The 20,734-nt window shown below is 60.6% G+C and carries 18 protein-coding genes, 1 pseudogene and 1 CRISPR repeat array (1 of these 20 running past the window's edge); of the genes and pseudogenes, 5 read left to right on the forward strand and 14 right to left on the reverse strand.

Annotation, left to right across the window (positions count from 1 at the left end; genetic code table 11):
* Positions 1-212 precede the first annotated feature (212 nt).
* From ftsB to EKL02_RS13480, 9 genes are all read right to left on the reverse strand, one after another.
* The gene (gene ftsB, locus EKL02_RS13440; RefSeq protein WP_128902522.1) at positions 213-545 is read right to left on the reverse strand and encodes a cell division protein FtsB; all 333 of its coding nucleotides are present in this window, start codon (positions 543-545) and stop codon (positions 213-215) included.
* Between the two features lie 142 nt (positions 546-687).
* Positions 688-1,971, reverse strand: coding sequence for a phosphopyruvate hydratase (gene eno / locus EKL02_RS13445; protein WP_128902523.1), 1,284 nt, complete (start codon positions 1,969-1,971; stop codon positions 688-690).
* Between the two features lie 35 nt (positions 1,972-2,006).
* Complete coding sequence (gene kdsA, locus EKL02_RS13450; RefSeq protein WP_128902524.1) at positions 2,007-2,861, reverse strand: 3-deoxy-8-phosphooctulonate synthase; 855 nt, start codon at positions 2,859-2,861, stop codon at positions 2,007-2,009.
* Positions 2,858-4,516, reverse strand: coding sequence for a CTP synthase (locus tag EKL02_RS13455; protein ID WP_128902525.1), 1,659 nt, complete (start codon positions 4,514-4,516; stop codon positions 2,858-2,860). Before EKL02_RS13455 ends, kdsA begins: the two co-directional genes overlap by 4 nt.
* 108 nt (positions 4,517-4,624) lie before the next feature.
* Positions 4,625-5,566, reverse strand: coding sequence for a lipid A deacylase LpxR family protein (locus EKL02_RS13460; RefSeq protein WP_128902526.1), 942 nt, complete (start codon positions 5,564-5,566; stop codon positions 4,625-4,627).
* 64 nt (positions 5,567-5,630) lie between these two features.
* On the reverse strand, positions 5,631-8,156 hold the full coding sequence (locus EKL02_RS13465) for a DNA internalization-related competence protein ComEC/Rec2 (protein ID WP_128902527.1): 2,526 nt from the start codon (positions 8,154-8,156) through the stop codon (positions 5,631-5,633).
* Positions 8,157-8,999: a TatD family hydrolase gene (locus EKL02_RS13470; RefSeq protein ID WP_128902528.1), complete on the reverse strand. Its 843-nt coding sequence runs from the start codon at positions 8,997-8,999 to the stop codon at positions 8,157-8,159.
* Positions 8,989-9,720, reverse strand: a complete 732-nt coding sequence (lolD, locus tag EKL02_RS13475) for a lipoprotein-releasing ABC transporter ATP-binding protein LolD (protein ID WP_241687714.1) — start codon at positions 9,718-9,720, stop codon at positions 8,989-8,991. Before lolD ends, EKL02_RS13470 begins: the two co-directional genes overlap by 11 nt.
* Entirely contained in the window at positions 9,713-10,978 is a 1,266-nt protein-coding gene (locus EKL02_RS13480; protein ID WP_128902529.1) for a lipoprotein-releasing ABC transporter permease subunit, read from the reverse strand. Before EKL02_RS13480 ends, lolD begins: the two co-directional genes overlap by 8 nt.
* Positions 10,979-11,114: 136 nt before the next feature.
* Between EKL02_RS13480 and EKL02_RS13485 the strand changes: the two genes are divergently transcribed.
* Entirely contained in the window at positions 11,115-12,173 is a 1,059-nt protein-coding gene (locus EKL02_RS13485) for a hypothetical protein (protein ID WP_128902530.1), read from the forward strand.
* Positions 12,170-13,867, forward strand: coding sequence for a single-stranded-DNA-specific exonuclease RecJ (gene recJ, locus EKL02_RS13490; protein ID WP_128902531.1), 1,698 nt, complete (start codon positions 12,170-12,172; stop codon positions 13,865-13,867). The genes EKL02_RS13485 and recJ overlap by 4 nt, the downstream gene beginning before the upstream one ends.
* A gap of 27 nt (positions 13,868-13,894) precedes the next feature.
* Here recJ and EKL02_RS13495 read toward each other — a convergent pair whose 3' ends face one another.
* The 4 genes from EKL02_RS13495 to EKL02_RS13510 all read right to left on the reverse strand — a co-directional run bounded on the left by EKL02_RS13495 (position 13,895) and on the right by EKL02_RS13510 (position 16,521).
* A complete protein-coding gene (locus EKL02_RS13495; protein WP_128902532.1) occupies positions 13,895-14,923 on the reverse strand; it encodes a GSU2403 family nucleotidyltransferase fold protein in 1,029 nt (342 codons plus the stop codon).
* A gap of 206 nt (positions 14,924-15,129) precedes the next feature.
* Positions 15,130-15,753 carry a PEP-CTERM sorting domain-containing protein gene (locus EKL02_RS18405; RefSeq protein WP_206732395.1) on the reverse strand — a complete coding sequence of 208 codons (624 nt, stop codon included), beginning with the start codon at positions 15,751-15,753 and terminating at the stop codon, positions 15,130-15,132.
* A 178-nt stretch (positions 15,754-15,931) separates the two neighbouring features.
* Complete coding sequence (locus tag EKL02_RS13505; RefSeq protein WP_128902533.1) at positions 15,932-16,258, reverse strand: type II toxin-antitoxin system RelE/ParE family toxin; 327 nt, start codon at positions 16,256-16,258, stop codon at positions 15,932-15,934.
* On the reverse strand, positions 16,255-16,521 hold the full coding sequence (locus EKL02_RS13510) for a type II toxin-antitoxin system Phd/YefM family antitoxin (protein WP_128902534.1): 267 nt from the start codon (positions 16,519-16,521) through the stop codon (positions 16,255-16,257). Before EKL02_RS13510 ends, EKL02_RS13505 begins: the two co-directional genes overlap by 4 nt.
* A gap of 161 nt (positions 16,522-16,682) precedes the next feature.
* Between EKL02_RS13510 and EKL02_RS13515 the strand changes: the two genes are divergently transcribed.
* Positions 16,683-17,810: a Fic family protein gene (locus EKL02_RS13515; RefSeq protein WP_128902535.1), complete on the forward strand. Its 1,128-nt coding sequence runs from the start codon at positions 16,683-16,685 to the stop codon at positions 17,808-17,810.
* A gap of 36 nt (positions 17,811-17,846) precedes the next feature.
* Here the strand turns inward: EKL02_RS13515 and EKL02_RS13520 are convergent, their stop codons facing one another.
* Positions 17,847-18,179 carry an SMR family transporter gene (locus EKL02_RS13520; RefSeq protein ID WP_128902536.1) on the reverse strand — a complete coding sequence of 111 codons (333 nt, stop codon included), beginning with the start codon at positions 18,177-18,179 and terminating at the stop codon, positions 17,847-17,849.
* Positions 18,180-18,314: 135 nt separating this feature from the next.
* Between EKL02_RS13520 and EKL02_RS13525 the strand changes: the two are divergent.
* Together EKL02_RS13525 and EKL02_RS13530 are read left to right on the forward strand one after the other, a co-directional pair.
* A pseudogene (locus tag EKL02_RS13525) lies at positions 18,315-18,926 on the forward strand (HD domain-containing protein).
* A gap of 54 nt (positions 18,927-18,980) precedes the next feature.
* Positions 18,981-19,679, forward strand: a complete 699-nt coding sequence (locus EKL02_RS13530; RefSeq protein ID WP_206732396.1) for an HNH endonuclease — start codon at positions 18,981-18,983, stop codon at positions 19,677-19,679.
* Positions 19,680-19,859: 180 nt separating this feature from the next.
* Positions 19,860-20,734: a CRISPR direct-repeat array (repeat unit 37 nt; unit sequence GTTTCAATCCGCGCCCGATCAATCGACCGGGCGATGC) (it continues 736 nt past the right edge of the window).

Here is a 20,734-nt window from a genome sequence, read left to right on the forward strand (position 1 = left end):
TGCCTCCCCAGGGAGACTCCCTGTCACCCAGCGTTCATGCAATCATCAAGTAATTTGCCCATGTTCGTGCGCCGTGTTATCCGGCAACTCACTGTATTGTCCCAGAAAATTGCCCAGGAGCAATAGATATCCGACAATAAATGCAAAAAAATATTAAATATTGCCAAACAAATAATGAGTCAGGAGAATTCCTGGACGGCGCACCGACGTGGTCAGCGTTTAGAGGGTTTAACGGCAGTGGCAGCAGAAGCTTGATGGACCAGCGGCTTGTCGCTCGCTTCCAGCACCTGGACAAAGACTTCGTCGTTCTTGATCATGCCAAGCTCATAGCGTGCGCGTTCCTCGACGGCGCCGGTACCGGTTTGCAGATCGCGCACTTCGGACTCGAGCTTGTCGTTGCGGGCCTTGAGCTGGTCATTTTTCTGGCGCGCCTCGGCAACCTGCTGGTCCAGGTCCCAAGCGCGCAACCAGCCGCCCTTACCCAGCCACAGTGGGTACTGGACCAGGACCAGCAAGAAGGCAAGGCAAATCGTGATCAGGCGCATTCCGGCACTATCGAATACAGGGGGAAGACATCAGGATAGACATGGTCGCATACCGGCAGGAATAGTCAACCATTGTGCAAGCGGCCGGTGAATACCGGCCGCCTGTTGTCGTATCAGCGCCAACGCGCCGAGGTCAATTTGTTCAGCGCAGGTTGTAGAACGCGCTGCGGCCAGGATAGCTGGCGATGTCGCCGAGGTCTTCCTCGATGCGCAGCAGCTGGTTGTACTTGGCCATGCGGTCCGAACGCGACATCGAGCCGGTCTTGATCTGCAGGGCATTGCAACCGACGGCGATATCGGCAATGGTCGAATCCTCGGTTTCGCCGGAACGGTGTGAAATCACCGCGGTGTAGCCGGCGCGCTTGGCCATTTCGATGGCGGCGAAGGTTTCGGTCAGGGTACCGATCTGGTTGATCTTGATGAGGATCGAGTTGGCGATATTCTTCTGGATGCCTTCGCGCAGGATCTTGGTGTTGGTGACGAACAGGTCGTCGCCCACCAGCTGTACCTTCTTGCTCAGGGCATTGGTCAGGGTGGCCCAACCTTCCCAGTCATTTTCCGCCATGCCGTCCTCGATCGAGATGATCGGGTACTTGTCGCACCAGGTCGCCAGCAGGTTGGTGAAGTCGGCCGAAGACAGGGTCAGGCCTTCGCCCTCCAGATGGTACTTGCCATCCTTGTAGAACTCGGAGGCGGCGCAATCCAGGCCCAGGGCGATTTGCGTGCCCGGCTCGTAGCCGGCTTGCTCGATGGCCTGAATGATCAGCTTGATGGCTTCCTCGTGGTTGGCAACCGATGGCGCGAAACCGCCTTCGTCGCCGACCGCGGTGGTCAGGCCCTTGTCGTGCAGGATCTTCTTCAGGGTGTGGAACACTTCGGCGCCGTAGCGGATCGCTTCGCGGAAGCTGGGCGCGCCCACCGGAATGATCATGAATTCCTGCAGGTCGAGGTTGTTGTCGGCATGTGCGCCGCCATTGATGACGTTCATCATCGGCACCGGCATCTGCATCGCGCCCGAACCGCCGAAGTAGCGGTACAGCGGCAGGCCGGATTCTTCAGCGGCGGCCTTGGCAACGGCCATCGACACGGCCAGCATGGCATTGGCGCCCAGGCGGCCCTTGTTTTCGGTGCCGTCGAGGTCGATCAGGGTACGGTCGAGGAAGGCTTGCTCATTGGCGTCCAGGCCCATGATGGCTTCGGAGATTTCGGTATTGATGTTCTCGCAGGCTTTCAGGACGCCCTTGCCGAAATAGCGGCTCTTGTCGCCATCGCGCAATTCGATCGCTTCGCGCGAGCCGGTGGAAGCACCGGAGGGGACGGCAGCGCGCCCCATCACGCCGGATTCCAGCAGCACGTCGCACTCGACGGTCGGATTGCCGCGCGAATCGATTACTTCGCGGCCGATGATGTCAACGATTGCACTCATTCAGTTCTCCAAATTTAAATTAAATTCTTTTTTGATCACGCAAAATTGTTTTCCGCAAAACCCGCCTGCTTCACGACCCGGTCAAGTTGCACCAGCGTCGACAGCAGATCCTTGATGCGGCTCAACGGCACGGCATTGGGGCCATCGGATTTGGCTTCGGCCGGGTTCGGGTGGGTTTCCATGAACAGGCCGGAAATGCCGACGGCAATCGCGGCACGCGCCAGCACCGGCACGAATTCGCGCTGGCCGCCGGAAGAGGTGCCCTGCCCGCCCGGCAACTGCACCGAGTGGGTGGCATCGAACACCACCGGGCAACCGGTTTCGCGCATGATCGCCAGCGAACGCATGTCGGAAACGAGGTTGTTGTAACCGAAGGAAACACCGCGCTCGCACGCCATGAAGACATCGTCCGGCAGGTTCGCTTCGCGGGCCGCGTCGCGCGCCTTGTCGATCACGTTCTTCATGTCGTGTGGCGCAAGGAACTGGCCCTTCTTGATATTCACCGGCTTGCCGCTCTGGGCGCAGGCGCGGATGAAATCGGTCTGGCGACACAGGAAGGCGGGCGTCTGCAGCACATCGACGACAGCCGCGACCGGCTTGACCTCGTCGATTTCATGGATGTCGGTCAAGACCGGCACGCCGATCTGCTTCTTCACGTCGGCCAGGATCTCCAGGCCCTTTTCCATGCCCAGGCCGCGAAACGACGTGCCGGACGAGCGGTTGGCCTTGTCGAAGGACGACTTGTAGATGAAGGGAATGCCCAGTTCGGCCGTGATTTCCTTCAGGCGGCCGGCGGTATCGAAGGCCATCTCGCGCGATTCGATCACGCAGGGACCGGCGATCAGGAAGAAAGGCTTGTCGAGGCCGACATCGAATCCGCAGAGTTTCATGCTGTTTCCTTTTTGGCCGCAGCCTGCTTGTGTGCCAGCGCCGCCTTGATGAATGAAATGAACAGCGGGTGGCCGTTGCGCGGCGTCGAATTGAATTCCGGATGGAACTGCACGCCCAGGTACCATGGATGCGCATGGGCGCCTGCACGCGGCAGTTCCATGATTTCGCACAGGTCTTCGGTCGGCGTGCGCGCCGCAACGACCAGGCCGGCCTCTTCCACGCGGGGCAGGTAATGGTTGTTGGCTTCGTAGCGGTGACGATGGCGCTCGGTTACCTTGGGACCATAGATTTCGGCGGCCAGGGTGCCCGGCTTGACGTCGCAGGTCTGCGCGCCCAGGCGCATGGTGCCGCCCAGGTCCGAATTGACATCGCGGGTCTCGACCTTGCCGTCATGGTTTTGCCATTCGTTGATCAGCGCCACCACGGGCTGTTCGGTTTCCAGGTCGAACTCGGTGGAATTGGCCTTGACGAGGCCAGCCTCGTGGCGGGCATATTCGATCAGCGCCACTTGCATGCCGAGGCAGATGCCGAGGTACGGCACGCGGCTTTCGCGGGCATAGCGGGCGGCAGCAATCTTGCCTTCGACGCCGCGCTTGCCGAAACCGCCCGGCACCAGGATGGCATCGTACTTGGCCAGCGACCCGGTACCCTTGGCCTCGATTTCCTCGGAATCGATGTACTCGATATTGACGCGGCTCTCGGTATGCATGCCGGCATGGCGCAGCGCTTCGGTGAGCGACTTGTAGGATTCGGTCAGGTCGACGTACTTGCCTACCATGCCGATGGTGACTTCCGCCTTCGGGTGCTCCAGCAAGTACACCAGCCTGGTCCACATCGACAGGTCGGCGGGCTTGGGCGACAGGCCGAGCTTGTCGCAGACGATGGCGTCGAGGCCCTGGTCGTGCAGCATCTGCGGAATCTTGTAGATGGTGTCGGCATCCCACACCGAGATCACGGCGTCTTCCTGGATATTGGAGAACAGCGAAATCTTGGCGCGCTCGTCGTCGGGGATCGGACGGTCGGCGCGGCACAGCAGCGCATCCGGCGAAATGCCGATCTCGCGCAGCTTTTGCACGCTGTGCTGGGTCGGCTTGGTTTTCAGTTCGCCGGCCGAGGCGATGAACGGCACCAGGGTCAGGTGCACGTAGGCGGTGTTGTTGCGTCCAGAGCGCAGGCCGAGCTGGCGCGCCGCTTCGAGGAACGGCAGCGATTCGATATCGCCGACGGTACCGCCGATCTCGACGATCGCCACTTCATAGCCTTCGGCGCCGCGCTTGATGTACTCCTGGATCTCGTTGGTGATGTGCGGGATCACCTGCACGGTCTTGCCGAGATACTCGCCGCGGCGTTCCTTGCGGATCACGGCTTCATAGATCTGGCCGGTGGTAAAGTTGTTCGACTTCTTCATCCGCGCCGAGATGAACCGCTCGTAGTGGCCGAGGTCCAGGTCAGTTTCGGCGCCGTCGTCGGTGACAAACACCTCGCCGTGCTGGAATGGACTCATGGTGCCCGGATCGACGTTGATGTACGGGTCGAGCTTGAGAAGGGTGACTTTGAGGCCGCGCGATTCAAGGATGGCGGCCAGAGAAGCGGCGGCGATCCCTTTGCCAAGGGATGAAACCACGCCGCCAGTAACGAATACAAACTTGGTCATTGCTGATGGTGCCGAACGGCACGTGCGGGAAATTGAAATTATACCGCAAAGCGGGCGGCAAAAGGATGCAACTAAAACAACTTTGCCGCAACCTGCCCGCACACGGCGTCAGGGCGCATAGGTAAACAGCAGCCGCACGAAGGTCTGGGCCCCCTGCGCATTCGACAAGGCATCGATTTCCGTGCTGCGGCGCACGACCGCACCGGTAACGCCGTACGGGCCGCTGTTCCAGGCCAGCCCCAGTTCCGCCTCGCCCACCGCGCGCTTCGGCTTGACCGTACGCGGATTGTTCGAAGAAAAATAGCCCCCCTGCAGGCTCGCATTCCAGGCTACCGCACGGGCGTCGAGCTTCAGGTAGCCGTGCAGGCCGGTGGCATCGGCGAAACCGGGCAATTGTCCGGCCCGCACGGTGATGCCGGCGCCCGCATCCGTATGAATGTTGCCCAAGCGACCGTGCAGCATCGGCGCGGCATCCAGCCAGGAGGTCAGTTTCCAGCGCAGCGGCGTCATTGCGCCATACAGGATCACGCCGAACTCGTCGCGCACCTGGGTGCTCCAGCCCTGCGGCAGGGGCTGGTTCAGCAGCGCATGCAGCCGGGTCTGGGTCCAGCGGCCGCCAGCGCAGGGCCCCAGGCAGCCCAGGTCGACGCCATAACGCCATTGGCGGCCATCCTCACGCCGCGTTTCCCGGAACATCCCGCCATACAGCCAGCCGGCATAGGGATGGTTGCTGGGGCCAATCTGCGGCGGCGTCAGCTTGATATCGGACGCCGTATAAAATTCCTGGCCCAGGCGCCAGCCAAACACGGTGATCTGGCTGCCCTCGCGCAGCGCATGCTCGCGCGTGAAGCGCAAGCCGCTGGAATAAAAGCCGTCATCGCGGTTGAGCAACAGCGAATCGTTGTCGATCTCCAGGCGGTTGACCGCCTTGCCCTGGGTCGTCACGCGGCGGTAATCCTCCAGCAGGCTGGCAGTGCCTTCGGCGGCGGCAAGCGCGGCAGCGCCCAGGAGGAAAAAACCAAGTGCGGCGCATCGATAAAAACGGGGCATGGGATTCCTGACAGGTAACGGTGCGGCCATTCTAGCGAAGACTTGCCATGAATGAAACTGCCGCTTACCTGCCATACCAGTAGCGCGCATGGGTGCCGCGATATTCTTCCACCTTGATGTCACGGGAAAAACGCATAATCACTGCGCCGGATTCGTCGCTGCGCAAACGATGGATGCCGAGCGCGCCATAGCGCTCGTAGATTTCCCGCTTGGGATGCTTGTAGCGGTTGCGATAGCCGACCTGAAACAGGGCAATCTGCGGATCGACTGCCTTCAGGAAATTCGCGGTCGATGAAGTGCCGCTGCCATGATGCGGCGCCAGCAGCACATTGGCGCGCAATTGTTCGCCCTGGCGATCGACCAGCTCTGCCTCATCGGCCCGTTCTACATCGCCAGGCAACAGAATTGCGTGGCCGCCATGACTGATCTTGAGCGTGCAACTGCGTGAATTGGGTTTCAGGTGCGGATTGTCGTAACTTTCCGGCGTCGGATGCAGCATCTCGAAACGCATGCCATCCCAGTCCCATGCCTGTCCGGCAACGCAGCGCCGGTGCGCGGTTACTGCCCGCGCAATCTGGCTGTCCGCCGCCAGCGACGACGACAGCCAGCCGACCTCGATTTCATCCAGCAGCGAGAGTGCGCCGCCGGCATGGTCGGTATCGCTGTGGGAAACCACCACGCCATCCAGATAGCGGATGCCGCGCGCCTTCAGGTAAGGCAGGATGACGCGGCTGCCGCCATCGGAATCGGGTGAATACACAGGCCCCGTGTCATACAGCAGGCGTCGTCCCGGCGTCTCGATCAGGAGCGCCGTGCCCTGGCCGACGTCGAAGGCCGTCACCCACAGCTCCCCGGCCGGCGGCACTGCCGGCGCATTGAGCAAGAGCGGCAGCCAGCCGAATAGTCCAAGCCAGCGCAGCGGCCAGCCGCGCGGCGCCAGCAGCCACAGGGTGCCGACCAGGGCCGCAGCGAAGATCCACCATGCCGGCACGGGCGCCTGCCAGACCGCCAGCGGCAATGCGGCAAGCCAGGCCATCGCCTGCGCCAGCCAGACCACGCATTCGTGGGCCCCAGACAATATCCACCCGGACAGGGGCGCCGGCATGACGCTGCCGGCCAGGGCCAGCGGCGTGACAATAAAGCTCACCAGGGGAATCGCCACGGCATTGGCGAGCGGACTGACCAGCGACACCTGGCCGAACAGCAGCATGGTCAGCGGCACCAGGCCCAGGGTCACGGCATACTGCGTGCGGCCGGCGTCGCGCAAGCCCGCCAGCAACGACCGGCCCCGGCGCAACAGTGGCGACGCCGCCGCGCCGGCATGACTGCCCACAAGACCTGTGCCGACACGCCCTTCCAGCGGAATGCGCGGCGCGGCAACCCGGCCGACGCTGGCATACAGGATGGTCGCGACCGCGCCGAACGATAGCCAGAAACCCGGCCACAGCACTGCCCAGGGGTCGATCACGATCACCACACCCAGCGCCAGGCACAATACGTGCGACACGCTCGTCAGGCGATCGAACCACAGGGCGATGGCGACCACCGTCAGCATGTAGAGGGTGCGCTGCGCCGGCACGCCGAAGCCGGCCAGCAAGACGTACAGCAGCGCCATCGCCACGGCGGCCGCCGCTGCGGCTTTTTGCGCCGGCAGCAGCAATGGCAATTGCGCGCGCGTGAAGAAGGAACGGCGCCAGAGAAACGAGAACAGCCCCGCGAACAGGCCGGCCACCATGGTGATGTGCAAGCCCGAAATCGAAATCAGGTGGCCGATGCCGGTGCGATTGAACACTTGCCAGTCCGACTGGGCGATGGCGCGCTGGTCGCCCACCACCAGCGCCACGAGCACGCCGGCATAGTCCTTGCCGGGCAAGGCTGCGACGATGCGTTCGCGCAGCCAGTTGCGGCTGCGCTCGACTGCATTGGAAAACCCCGGCACGAAATCGTCGAGTTTGCTGTTCTTGCTGTGAATGCGGTTGTCGGGCCGCACATAGCCGGTCGCGCGCAAGCCCTGTTCCAGCAGCCAGACTTCATAGTCGAAGCCGTGCGGGTTGGCATTGCCGTGCGGCCGGCGCAGGCGCACCGTCAGTTGCCAGCGCTCGCCCGGCAGGATGCCCGGCACGGTCTGGGTATCCTCGCCGCGAAAGCCGCCATACCAGGACAGGGCCAGGCGCGACGGCACCTGCGGCAGCGCCTGGCTTGCCTGGGCGCCTTCCCCGGCCACAGCGCCTGCAGGCAAGACCTGTTCGACCGCAAAATTGAAACGGATGCCGCGATCGAAACGGTGCGGCAGGCTGTCGATGGTGCCGATGACCGTGATGTCCTCGCCTTCCCAGGCTTGCGGCAATTCCTCGCGCAAATGATAGTGTGCCAATAGCGCGGCCCAGGCAAAGCCGGCCAGCGCCCCGCCTATGGCCAGGACAGCCATGCGCCATGCGGGCCGCGCGCTGCGGCGATGCAGTTTCCCGAAGAGCAGCGCCAGCGATGCTACGGCAGACAACAAGGCCAGCAGCGCCCACATGCCTGGCAAGTCCGGCTGCATCTGCAGCCAGGCGGCGCCAACCACGAAGCCGAGGATGGCGCTGCGCATTTATGCGGAATGTGGTGCAGCCGTTGTTGAGGGCGCCGGCGGCGATTGCGCCAGCAGTGCCAGGCGCGGCAATACGGCCATCGCATTGGCGCAGGCCGCGCGCGCAAGATCTGCGGTGTCGATGCCGCGCAGGGAGGCCAGCACTTCGCCGATGCGTGGCAATTCTTCCGGGCTGTTGCGGCCCGGGTGCACCCAGGCGGGCGCGATATCCGGCGCATCGGTTTCCAGCACGATGGCGTCAAGCGGCAATTGCGCCGCCAGCCGGCGCAATTGCAATGCGCGGGTAAAGGTCATGGCGCCGCCAAAGCCCATCCTGAACCCCAGGCGGATGAATTCCTCGGCTTGCTGGAAACTGCCGTTATAGGCATGGGCAAAACCGCCGGCCACGGTGATGCGGCGCAAATACTTGAGGATGATGTCGACCGAGCGGCGCACATGCAGCAAGACCGGCAAGCTAAAGTCGCGCGCAATCTTCAGCTGTTCGCTGTAAAAATATTCCTGCTTCTCGCGCATGGGCCCGGCTTTCAATTCCGGAATAAAAAAATCCAGGCCGATTTCGCCGATGCCGACAAAGCGCGCATCGCTCATGGCAGCCGCCACCGCGTCGCGCATCAGGCGCAAATCGTCCTCAGCCGCCTGCGGCACGAAGATCGGATGGATGCCCAGCGCGTAGGCGCCATTCGGCACGCGATGCGCCAGTTGCGCGACAGCGTCGAAATTGTCGCGCGCCACCGCCGGGATCACGATCCAGTCGACGCCCCGCTGCGCCGCGCGTGCGGCGATCTCTTCCGCCTCGCCGGCGAATTCCCCTGCATCCAGATGGCAATGAGTATCAATCCACATGCGGCTGCAAGCCGTTTTCCGAGAGACGCAGGATGCGGTCGCAGTGCCGCGCCAGTTCGATGTCGTGGGTGACGATGACGAAGGCCGTGCCGAGCCTGTTGGACAGTTCCAGCATCAGGTCAAAGGTCTTTTGCGCCGTCGGCCGGTCCAGGTTGCCGGTCGGCTCATCCGCCAGCACGCAGGCCGGCTGCGTCACCAGTGCGCGCGCCAGGGCCACGCGCTGGCGCTCGCCGCCGGACAATTCGCCCGGCACATGCGTGACACGATTGGCCAGCCCGACACGCTCCAGAATGCCTGCGGCCACCTGCTGGGCTTTGGCGCGCTTGACGCGGCGAATCATCAGGGGCATGGCGACGTTATCCAGCGCGGAAAACTCCGGCAGCAAGTGATGGAACTGGTAGACGAAGCCCAGCGACGCATTGCGCAAGTCGCCGCGCGCCGCCTCGTTCAGGCTGTACATGTCCTTGTTTTGCAAGCTGACGCTGCCGGTGCTGGGCACATCGAGCCCGCCCAACAGATGCAGCAGCGTGGACTTGCCTGATCCCGAGGCGCCGACGATGGCCACGCGCTCACCGCGCGACACGGCAAAGTCGATATGCTTGAACACCTCGACGGCGTATTTACCCTGCGTAAAAGTCTTGCCCAGGTTGCGGCAGGAGAGCACAGGCCCGGTCACATTTGCGTTCACGTTCGCATTCATGTTGGCGTTCACCTTATTCATAGCGCAAAGCCTCCGCCGGCTTGACGCGCGCCGCCCACCAGCTCGGATACAGCGTCGCCACAAAGGCCAGCACCACGGCCACGCCGCCGATGGTCCAGACATCCGACAAGCGCAAGTCGGAGGGCAAGGCACTGATCAGGTAAATATCCTTGGGCAAAAATTGCACGCCCAGCAAGCGCTCGATGAAGGGCACGATCACGTCCACGTTGAGGGCCACCAGCACGCCCAGTCCGACGCCAATGGCCGTGCCGATCAGGCCGACCACGGCGCCCTGGATCATGAAGATTTTCATGATCGAGCGCGGCGACGCGCCGATGGTGCGCAAAATCGCAATATCGGCCTGCTTGTCGGTCACCGTCATCACCAGGGTCGAGACCAGATTGAAGGCCGCCACGGCGATGATGAGCGTGAGGATGATGAACATCATGCGCTTTTCCGTTTGCACCGCGGCGAACCAGTTGCGGTTCTGGCGCGACCAGTCGCGGATCAGCACATTGCCGGTCAGGATCGTCGACAGCTCCGCCGCAACCTGGGGGGCCTGTTGCATGTCGGCGATCTTCAGGCGCAGGCCGGACGGCGCCGGCAGCTTGAACATTTTTTGCGCATCCTCGATATGGATGAAGGCCAGCGAGGAATCGAACTCGTAATGGCCCGCCTCGAAAATGCCCACCACATTGAATTGCTTCAGGCGAGGGATCACCCCGGCCGGCGTGACTTGCCCCTGCGGCGCAATCAGCGTGACGCGGTCGCCGAGGCCGACGCCGATGGAGCGCGCCAGCTCGCCGCCCAGCACGATATTGAATTCGCCCGCCCGCAACGCATCGAACGAGCCCTGGCGCACTTGCGATGCCACCTCGGACACCTTCGGCTCCTGCTGCGGCAAGACGCCGCGCACCACCACGCCGCGCACCGTGTCGTCACGCGTGATCATGGCTTGCCCGGCAACATAGGGGGCAGCGCCCTTCACCGCCTTGTTGGTAAAGGCTTCGCGCGCAGTTTCTTCCCAGTTGGGCAAGGCCCCGGTGGCATCGAACACTTCGATATGCGACAGCACCGACAACATGCGGTCCCGCACTTCTTTTTGAAAGCCATTCATCACTGACAACACGACGATCAGTGCAGCCACCCCCAGGGCAATGCCCGCCATGGAAATCAGGGAAATGAAAGAAATGAAACTGTTGCGCCCGCTGCGGCGGCCGGCGCGGGTATAGCGCAAGCCGACCAGCCACTCGAATGGTAAGTTTTTTATGATACTCAAAAGAAATACTCCTGAATGGGCCTGCCTGCCAGTTCCGCAGTACAAGCCCGGCTACCCTGTTGTCAGGCAACCCGTTGACCAGCATTGCAAGTCTGCAAAGCAGCCGGCAGTGTGCCATACATTCTATAATCATGGCATGAGTCAACTCGATATCCTGCTGCCGTTCGGCTTGCCGCCACCGGAATTTGCCAAAGATCTATTGCAGCAATGCAAAACTCCAGCGATTGCCCTGCTGCTGGCCCGCGCGAAAACCCTCCAATCGGAAAATTTCGACCCCTTTTCCCGCGCCCTGCCCCATGAAACCTGGCTGGCGCGCCAGCTGCTGGCAGGCGACGCATTGCCGGAAAGCAGTCCACCGCTGGCCGATGCCCTGATGCGCCAGCATGGCTTGCAAGCCGACACCGGCACCTGGTTCGTGCTGCAACCGGTGCACTTCCACATCGCCCGCGACCACCTGGTACTGACCGACCCGCGCCAGCTCGCGCTGGACGATGCCGAAGCGCGCGCCCTGTTCGAGGCTGCCCTGCCGCTCTTCGAAGAAGACGGCAAGACCCTGGTATATGGCGACGCCGGCACCTGGTTCATGCAGGCCAACGACTGGCATGACTTGCACACGGCCACGCCCGACGCGGCGTGCGGCCACAATATCGATATCTGGCTGCCGCAAGGCGGCCAGGAACGGGCCTGGCGCAAGCTGCAGAATGAAGTGCAGATGCACTGGCACATGCATGAAGTCAATGCCGAGCGCGAAGCGCGCGGCGCGCGCGTCGTCAATTCGCTCTGGCTGTGGGGCGGCGCCAGCGTGGCGCAAGCATCGCAAGGTGCGCTGCCTGCGCCCTACACCGACGCCTTCAATCTGCATGGCTGGAGCGCTGCACTGGCGGCGTCCGCTGCCAGCAAGCGCCAGGATTGCGGCGCCACCGAGGTGATCACGGCGGCGCCGCAGCGCGGCTTGCTGGCGCTCGACAGCTTGCTGCCAGCGGCAATGGCCGCCGACTGGGGCACCTGGCTGCAAGAAATGCAGGCGCTGGAAGCCGACTGGTTCGCGCCGCTGCTGTCGGCCCTGCAAGGCGGGCGGCTGCATCGCATCCGGTTCATCCTCACCAACAATACCCGCCTGGCCGAGTTCAGCCTGGGCAAAGGCGCGCTGCGCAAATTCTGGGTCAAGCCCAGCCTCAACCGACTGCTGCCATGACCCGCATCGCCATCCGCCCCTGCAATTTCCGCACGTCCGAAATGCTGCGCCAGAGCGGCGTGCATCCCGTGCTGGCGCGCCTGTTTGCCGCCCGCGGCCTGACCGACGCGCGCGAGCTGACGAGCGAACTAAGCTCGCTGCTTGCCCCGGCCAGCCTGACGCACGTCGAAGCCGCCGCCGTCTACCTGGCCGACGCCATCGGCGCCGGCAAGAAGCTGGTCATCGTCGCCGACTATGACTGCGACGGCGCCACCGCCTGCGCAGTCGCCCTGCGCGGCTTGCGCATGCTGGGCGCAAGCGTGGATTACATCGTCCCCAACCGCTTCGAATACGGTTATGGCCTGACGCCGGAAATCGTCGAACTGACCGTGCGCGAAAAATCGCCCGACGTCATCGTCACGGTCGACAATGGCATCGCCAGCATCGATGGCGTGGCCGAAGCCAACCGCCGCGGCATCGACGTCGTCGTCACCGACCACCACCTGCCGGGCGACCGCTTGCCGGACGCGCGCGTGATCGTCAACCCGAACCAGCCGCATTGCGGCTTTCCCAGCAAGAACCTGGCCGGCGTGGGCGTCATGTTTTACGTCCTGCTGGCGCTGCGCGCGGAGATGCGAAAACGTGGCGCGTTTGACGCCGCCAGCCAGCCGCGCCTGGACGCCCTGCTCGACCTGGTGGCGCTGGGGACGGTTGCCGACGTCGTCAAGCTCGATGCCAACAACCGCATCCTGGTCGCACAAGGCTTGAAGCGCATGCGCGCCGGCCGCATGCAGCCCGGCATTGCCGCGCTGTTTCGCGCCGCCGGACGCGAAGCGCGGCGCGCCTCGCCCTTCGATCTCGGCTTTGGCCTCGGCCCGCGCCTGAATGCCGCCGGGCGCCTGGCCGACATGTCTCTCGGCATCGAATGCCTGACCACCGATGACGAAGGCCGCGCCTGGGCCATCGCCCACGAACTCGACACCATCAACCGCGACCGCCGCGAAATCGAATCCGGCATGCAGGATACCGCCATGGCCCTGCTGGACGATTTCGATCCCGCCAACCGCTCGACAATTACCGTGTTTGACACGACATGGCACCAGGGCGTGATCGGCATCGTCGCCTCGCGCCTGAAAGACAAGTTCTACCGCCCCACCATCACCTTTGCGCCAGCGGGCGATGGCGTCAGCATCAAGGGTTCCGGCCGCTCGATCGCCGGCTTCCACTTGCGCGACGCGCTCGACCTGGTTTCCAAGCGCGCCCCCAGCCTGATTGAAAAATTCGGCGGCCACGCCATGGCGGCCGGTCTCACCCTGCGCGCCGACAACCTGGATGCCTTTACCCATGCCTTCGAGGATGTCGGCCGCGAATGGCTCAACAGCAGCGCCCTGGAGCGCATCGTCGAAACCGACGGCGCGCTCGAAGACGCCTACTTCACGCCGCAATTCGTCAGCTTGCTGGATGAACAGGTGTGGGGCCAGGGCTTTGCCGCGCCAGTCTTTTGCGACACCTTCCGCGTGGTCAACCAGCGCGTGCTGAAGGACAAGCACCTGAAACTATTGCTGGAAAAGGATGGCCGCCGCTACGACGCGATCTGGTTCGGCCACGCGGATGGCTTGCCGGAGCAGGCTGTGGTGGCGTTCCGCCTTGATAACAATGAATACAATGGCGTGACCAAGGTTCAGCTGCTGGTGGAGCATGCGCAGGCGGCTTGATGTCGCCTGGTTTTCCGGCGCATACCGTCAGGACAACAGTTGCGGCAGCATACTTTTTAGCGCTTCCTTTGATTCCACCGAAAGACGCACTGCCCCTGACATCACGACATTACCGAACTGATCCTGCCGCTTGAGTATGGCATCGTGCGCCAGCAGCAGCGCACCTGGATTATCCGTTGCCAGTACCTCGATGATTTCCCCGGCCTGTGCCAAATCCTTTTTTGCCTTTGCCTGGTGCCCCACCGGCCGTCGTTGCGAAATCGCCAGCTTATGCAAGGCAAAGCGGGCCGGATTGGGCACGCTGACGGGAATGCCAGCGCCTGAAAGCACGACAGCATCCTGCACATCCTCGATCAGGTAGTCGAGAAAATCCAGCGGTTGCGCATGAATGGCAAAGCGCGCAATCGGCACAGGCGCCTTGTCCTGGGGCGTGGCCTTGGTCGTCAGGAACTCGACCTTGAAACCATCGGGGGTGACCATGTCATTGGGAACCACCCACGGATTGATCTGCCTGGGGGTGACAAATGATTCGTCCGCGCCAACCAGATCGTCTTTCAGGTTGCGCTGGATTGCGATCTGCACTTCCCGCTCGAAACCGAAATCCATATCCTCGGTGCGATGCAGGGCATCATCAAATCGAACTCCCAGCATGCTGCCGTAGCAAGCAAATCCGAATGAGCCAATCAGCACACCGCCGCTGGAAAACACACCCGCATCAGCCATTTTTTCAAGAATTTTCGCCGGACGCCCTTTCTCTGGCGTGGCGCCGCCTGCAATCAGCATGGCCACCAGGCGCTTGCGCTCATTCATGATGGCGCTGAACGCGTCTTGCGACTGCCGGGCAGCTTCTATCTGGGCAAGCAACTCTTCCGTCTCCTTGCCCAGGTAACGCTGCACCTGCCCTCCCAGCGTACGAGTCTGGTAATACCAATAGCGGCTGCCCCGATTGCGCTTGGAGACATAGGAACCGCCATGCAATGCCGCCAGCTTGCTCCCTTCCACTTTCTGGAGCAAATCAGCATACAGGCCAAAAATATTGTCAGGAAGGCGCTTCATAAGATGTGTACGTTATCATATTTTTATAACGTATAAATTTATTCAAAGTAAAACAGAGGACAACATACCATCAAACATGTCGTTTTGTACGTTATTTTAAATTTATAACGTACAAAATAACATGCAACACCGCCTTCCAATGAAAAAAGCCCGCACATGGCGGGCTTTTGACTCACAGGCGTCTGGCAAACGCCGTGTGGCTCAACTTACATTTTGCGACGGCGCGCGGCGGCAAAACCGAACAGGCCCAGGGCCAGCAGGGCCAGCGAAGCCGGTTCCGGCACGGCGACGGATTCGTTCACGACGATATTGTCGATGACGAATTCCGAACCTGCAGCGCCATTTTGACCGGCAGTGCCGATTGCAGTAAAGACCACGTAATCCAGGTTGGAAAAGCCGCTGCCGAGGGTGAACAGGTCAAACGCGTTGCCATTGAAGGCGAACTGCTGGCTGACGGTACCGCCGCCGTTGACATAGCCCAGGACACCGATGGCAGTCGACGTGCCATAGTAGTAAGGCGCATCGAAGCGGTTACCGGCTTCAAACGAGGTCAGGGAAAAGGTGCCGCCGCCAACTTGGGCCATGGTGATGATGCTGTGGGAGTTGGCATTGATCAGCGCATTCGACGTATTGCCGGCGACCAGGCCAGCGGAACAGCCAAACAGGTTTGCGTCAGCGGTATTGCCGCTAAAGGAATAGCCACCGCTGGTCACGCCGCTGCCGCCGTAATAAGCGCAATTGCCGAAGCTCAGATCCTGAAAATCAACGGTCGATGCCTGGGCGCCAATCGAAGAGAGTGCCAACAGCAGGCCGGCGAAGATTTTTTTCATGCAGTTCCCCTGAAATTTAGTAAGTAGTTAGGTATCAAACATTGCTGCATATGCAATATTGATGCCAATAATCAATCTCTATGTAAAATCAGGGAGTTAGCGGATTTATTTTTGAAAAAATTTACGAAATGTAAGATTTATCGACAGAAACAACGCAAATCCAACGGGCAACAGCATCCTAGACGTTGAACAGCCGCTTCATCAGGTGCGTCCGGAAGTCGCGCCTGGCGTGAATGAACATGTGAACCAAAACTTCCTTGTCGTCGTACTCATAGATAATCCTGGTCTGTCTTACGCGTCGTATCCTGAAATTTTCTTGTCCCAGCTCCTTCAGTTCTTCAATCTCTTTGCCAGCTGCGGGATGTAAACCAATGTCGTTGATTGCGGTTTTGAACTCTTCGTTGACGTCATTCCAAACCGTCTCACCAAACTGAGACTGTACATAAGTTCTGATCTCCCTGAAGTCGGGCTTGGCTACATCCAGAATGAGGACTTTACGGCTCATTCTTCCTTGTCCAATTCATCAAAGAAAGCTCCGGCTTCAGTGTAATTGCCTGCCTGGTACTCTTTACGGCCAAGCGCAATCAGGCGAAGCAGTGCAAGCTGTTCCTGTTGCCTTTCATACTGATTGATTTCAACCACGACCATTTTGGCTTCACCATTCTGGGTAATGATGAGCGGCTCTGGATTGGTGGCAAATTCCTTCACAATGTCGGCCGCGTTGCTCTTCAGATAGGAGATCGGCTTGATTTGGGTAGCTAGCGTCATGGCGTCTTCTCGTGGCGTTTATACTATACGGCCAAATATAGTCCAAATTTAGCCTAACCTCAACGGGGTTCGGGTAGTGGAAAGAATGGTTGACGCGCAATCTCCGCATTTAATGCAGTGATTATCTTGCCTTTGCGGCGATTACGGGCCACAATCTCCGCATGAAAAGCGGAGATAAACTTTACATTTGGCAAGCCGACGATTGGCCCCACTGGCGCTACGACCTCGCGGCACTCGCCAATCCCCTGGCAGAGGTCAGCCGCGCGCAAGGTCTGCTGCTGGGGCGCCTGACCGATGTCGGCCTGGCCTTGCGCGACCAGGCCAGCCTGGCCGTGCTGACCGACGATGTGGTCAAGACCAGCGCGATCGAAGGCGAACAGCTCAATGTCGAATCGGTGCGCTCCTCCATTGCACGCCGGCTTGGCGTCGATATCGGCGCCCTCGCGCCGGTGGACCGGCACGTCGATGGCGTGGTCGACATGGTGCTCGATGCCACCGGCCAAGCCCAGGCGCCGCTGACACGGGAACGCCTGTTCGGCTGGCATGCGGCACTCTTCCCCACGGGTTACAGCGGCCTGGCGCAGATCCGCACCGGCGCCTGGCGCGACGATGCCAACGGTGCGATGCAGGTGGTCTCCGGCCCTCTCCATCGCCAGCGCATCCACTACGAAGCTCCGCCAGCTACCCGCCTGGAAGAAGAACTTGCCGGTTTTCTCGCATGGGCAAATGCCACAACGCCGGAGCCGGCACTAATCAAGGCCGGGCTGGCGCACCTGTGGTTCGTGACGTTGCATCCCTTCGACGATGGCAATGGCCGCATCGCCCGGGCGGTGGGCGACCTGCTGCTCACCCGCGCAGATGGCAGCCCACAACGCTTCTATAGTCTATCTGCGCAAATCCAGCGCGAGCGCCGGGACTATTACGATATCCTGGAGCGCACGCAAAAAGGCGCGCTGGATGTGACCGAGTGGTTGGCGTGGTTCCTGGGCGCGCTGCACCGGGCGGTCGACAGCGCCCAAGACACGCTGGACGCCGTGCTGGGCAAGGCGCGCTTCTGGCAACGCTGGGCAGGCACACCGATGAACGAGCGCCAGGTGAAACTGCTCAACCGGCTGCTGGACGGCTTCGAAGGCAAGCTCACCAGCAGCAAATGGGGCGCCATCGCCAAGTGTTCGGCGGATACGGCGCTGCGCGACATCAATGAGCTGATGGCACTGGGTGTGCTGCGCAAGGCGCCGGGGGCCGGGCGTAGTACGGCTTATGAATTGACGGAGTTGTGCCAAATCTAAAGCACTATAAAAATCGACCTCCAGCAAGCTCCGCCGCTAATGCCCCACTGTCTTTGAAAACACGTTGAGCACGATCACGCCCGCCACGATGAGCGCCATGCCGATGATCGCCGGGAGGTCGAGCTTCTGGCCATACCAGAACCACGCCACTGCCGAGATCAGAATGATGCCAACGCCCGACCAGATGGCGTAAGCGATTCCCACGGGAATGGCGCGCAGCGTCAGGGAAAGCAGGTAAAAGGCCGCGCCATAACCTGCAACCAGGACCACGGTTGGCCATGGCCTGGTAAAGCCATCGCTCGCCTTGAGCGCCAATGTGGCAATGACTTCCGCAACGATTGCGGCGAACAGGAATAACCAGTTTTTCATTGTTTAAAAAACTAAAGAAATTGGAATTCTAACTGCAGAACGTGTCAGGTTCAGAACGTCCCCTCCCGGCCCGAGGCAGAGGGTCGCCGCAACCGTTTTATATAATGTGCAATCACATCAGGATGCAAACAGACCATGCAATCAACAGCACTGGAAAAACAGTTAATTTTCCCAAGAGAAATAGACCGAATGAAAACCATCGTACGGTAATCCCCACTGCTTGACCAAAGCCGGAAAGAAAATTCTGCTGAGCATTCCAGGCACCTGGCGATGTATTCCCTGCTATTGAGTGAGTATGCCTGCGGGCCGGTGAAAACGCATCGCGTAATACAGATGCTCTTGCTGCATGACATCGTCGAGATCGACGTCGGCGATTTTCCCATTCATGGCGGGTCCTCAAGCGAATGGCAGGCCGAGCAGGAATTCAGAGCGGCAGAGCGTTTGTTTGGCTTACTGCCCCAGCAACAAGGCAAGGAACTGCTGGCTCTATGGCAGGAATTCGAGCATGCAGAGACAGAAGACGCGAAGTTTGCGAAGGCCCTCGATCGTTTTCAACCACTCCTTGTGAATGTATTTACCGGTGGCGGAACCTGGATAGAAAACAGTGTTTCACTTGAACAGGTCTTCTCCCGCTATGGGCCTGTGATTAAAAAAGGTGCGCCGCTGCTATGGGACGTGTGCGAGCAATGGGTCAGCCAGCACTTTGCCGGGCAAACGGTGAACATGGCTGCCCGGCTTGATGGTTAAGCGCCTGTGCCAATAGCACACGGCTTACGAATTGGCGGAGTGATACCTTTCAACATGGCAGAAAAACACCAAGGTTGGACACGCAGACAACTTTTAATTGCATTTTATCTCTACTGCCAGATGCCATTCGGCAAAGTGCACTCGAAGAATGCCGACATTATTAAATTCGCGGCGCTAATCGGGCGCACGCCATCTGCGTTAGCGATGAAGCTCACCAATATTGCGAGTCTTGATCCTGCAATTACCTCCACAGGCCGAAACGGACTCACGAGCGCCTCCGCATCCGATAAAAGAATGTGGGAGGAAATGCAGCAGAATTGGGAATACTTCGCGTTGGAAAGCCAAGCCGAGGTCGATGCACTTTTGCCGACTGCAGATGCAATGGAACGAGATTTGACATCGCAACCGCTGGACAGTGCCGATGGCGAGTTGGCTGAAAACTATGTGGGCAGCGAAAAACTCACCCAAGTGAAAATACGCATAGGGCAGAATTTTTTTAGACGTTCCGTGATGAGCGCTTACCAAAACCGATGCTGCATCACAGGGTTGTCACACCCACGCTTGCTTGTCGCAAGTCATATTCTCCCTTGGCGTCAGGACGCCAACAATCGACTGAACCCACGCAACGGTTTGTGTTTATCAGCATTACACGACCGGGCATTCGATCAAGGTTTGATCACCATAACCACTGAGTTCAGTGGTGAAAGTATCCAAAGAAATCAAAACCGGCGAAAGCACTCTTTTTTCCTCTGAATGGCTATTAGGAATTGAGGGAAAGATGATTGCGTTGCCTGAAAAATTCAAGCCGGACATAGCGTTTATCGAATGGCATCAGGAGCATATCTTTTTAAACGAGTGACGCGTTCGGACAGCACAATTTTCCTTAGACTGGATAGGGTACTGCGTTTTCAGGTGCCGCTTGCGGCGAGCCATGAGCCCGTAATCGTCCGATCAATTGATCGGACGATGTGGCGGCCACAGCACGTCCTTGTCGATGCTGACGAAGTTTCAATCCGCGCCCGATCAATCGACCGGGCGATGCCCCACGCTTGACGCTGATGGCAAGCCGATCTGGTGGTTTCAATCCGCGCCCGATCAATCGACCGGGCGATGCGTTTGCTGCGGCGATGTAATCGAACGCCGGGGCTTGTTTCAATCCGCGCCCGATCAATCGACCGGGCGATGCGTCGGCGCTCGTGCTGACAGGCTGGCAAAGATGATGTTTCAATCCGCGCCCGATCAATCGACCGGGCGATGCTTGACGTAGTGCCCCATTAGCGCAGCTCCCACCATGTTTCAATCCGCGCCCGATCAATCGACCGGGCGATGCCTGCGTGGGATACACACCCTGGTGGCATCAATACGTTTCAATCCGCGCCCGATCAATCGACCGGGCGATGCCTTCACCCTCGCCGAACTGATCCATTCGCAGACCGGTTTCAATCCGCGCCCGATCAATCGACCGGGCGATGCGTGGCCCGATCCTCAATTCTGCCGTGGGCGGCTCGTTTCAATCCGCGCCCGATCAATCGACCGGGCGATGCCCGCTGTTCGCCAAGGATCGCGACGCCCGCCAGCACGTTTCAATCCGCGCCCGATCAATCGACCGGGCGATGCCGCCGGGCACTACCTGTCCCGCGGCGCCAGGCCAGTTTCAATCCGCGCCCGATCAATCGACCGGGCGATGCCTGCCAGGATAGTCGGGCATGATAGGCTCGCCGTTGTTTCAATCCGCGCCCGATCAATCGACCGGGCGATGCTTTACCCCCGCCGCTTTGCGTAGTCGAAGAAGTCGTTTCAATCCGCGC

The sequence above is a fragment of the Janthinobacterium sp. 17J80-10 genome (genome assembly GCF_004114795.1).
GTDB lineage: Bacteria > Pseudomonadota > Gammaproteobacteria > Burkholderiales > Burkholderiaceae_D > Paucimonas.

Bases quoted from the DNA above. Each gene is read 5' to 3' on its own strand.
- EKL02_RS13465 (WP_128902527.1), bottom strand. From the start codon at position 8,156: ATGCGCAGCGCCATCCTCGGCTTCGTGGTTGGCGCCGCCTGGCTGCAG.
- EKL02_RS13470 (WP_128902528.1), bottom strand. From the start codon at position 8,999: ATGTGGATTGATACTCATTGCCATCTGGATGCAGGGGAATTCGCCGGC.
- EKL02_RS13505 (WP_128902533.1), bottom strand. From the start codon at position 16,258: ATGAGCCGTAAAGTCCTCATTCTGGATGTAGCCAAGCCCGACTTCAGG.
- EKL02_RS13515 (WP_128902535.1), top strand. From the start codon at position 16,683: ATGAAAAGCGGAGATAAACTTTACATTTGGCAAGCCGACGATTGGCCC.
- recJ (WP_128902531.1), top strand. From the start codon at position 12,170: ATGACCCGCATCGCCATCCGCCCCTGCAATTTCCGCACGTCCGAAATG.
- kdsA (WP_128902524.1), bottom strand. From the start codon at position 2,861: ATGAAACTCTGCGGATTCGATGTCGGCCTCGACAAGCCTTTCTTCCTG.
- EKL02_RS13485 (WP_128902530.1), top strand. From the start codon at position 11,115: ATGAGTCAACTCGATATCCTGCTGCCGTTCGGCTTGCCGCCACCGGAA.
- eno (WP_128902523.1), bottom strand. From the start codon at position 1,971: ATGAGTGCAATCGTTGACATCATCGGCCGCGAAGTAATCGATTCGCGC.
- EKL02_RS13520 (WP_128902536.1), bottom strand. From the start codon at position 18,179: ATGAAAAACTGGTTATTCCTGTTCGCCGCAATCGTTGCGGAAGTCATT.
- EKL02_RS13510 (WP_128902534.1), bottom strand. From the start codon at position 16,521: ATGACGCTAGCTACCCAAATCAAGCCGATCTCCTATCTGAAGAGCAAC.
- EKL02_RS18405 (WP_206732395.1), bottom strand. From the start codon at position 15,753: ATGAAAAAAATCTTCGCCGGCCTGCTGTTGGCACTCTCTTCGATTGGC.
- ftsB (WP_128902522.1), bottom strand. From the start codon at position 545: ATGCGCCTGATCACGATTTGCCTTGCCTTCTTGCTGGTCCTGGTCCAG.
- EKL02_RS13460 (WP_128902526.1), bottom strand. From the start codon at position 5,566: ATGCCCCGTTTTTATCGATGCGCCGCACTTGGTTTTTTCCTCCTGGGC.
- lolD (WP_241687714.1), bottom strand. From the start codon at position 9,720: ATGAATAAGGTGAACGCCAACATGAATGCGAACGTGAACGCAAATGTG.
- EKL02_RS13495 (WP_128902532.1), bottom strand. From the start codon at position 14,923: ATGAAGCGCCTTCCTGACAATATTTTTGGCCTGTATGCTGATTTGCTC.
- EKL02_RS13455 (WP_128902525.1), bottom strand. From the start codon at position 4,516: ATGACCAAGTTTGTATTCGTTACTGGCGGCGTGGTTTCATCCCTTGGC.
- EKL02_RS13530 (WP_206732396.1), top strand. From the start codon at position 18,981: ATGGCAGAAAAACACCAAGGTTGGACACGCAGACAACTTTTAATTGCA.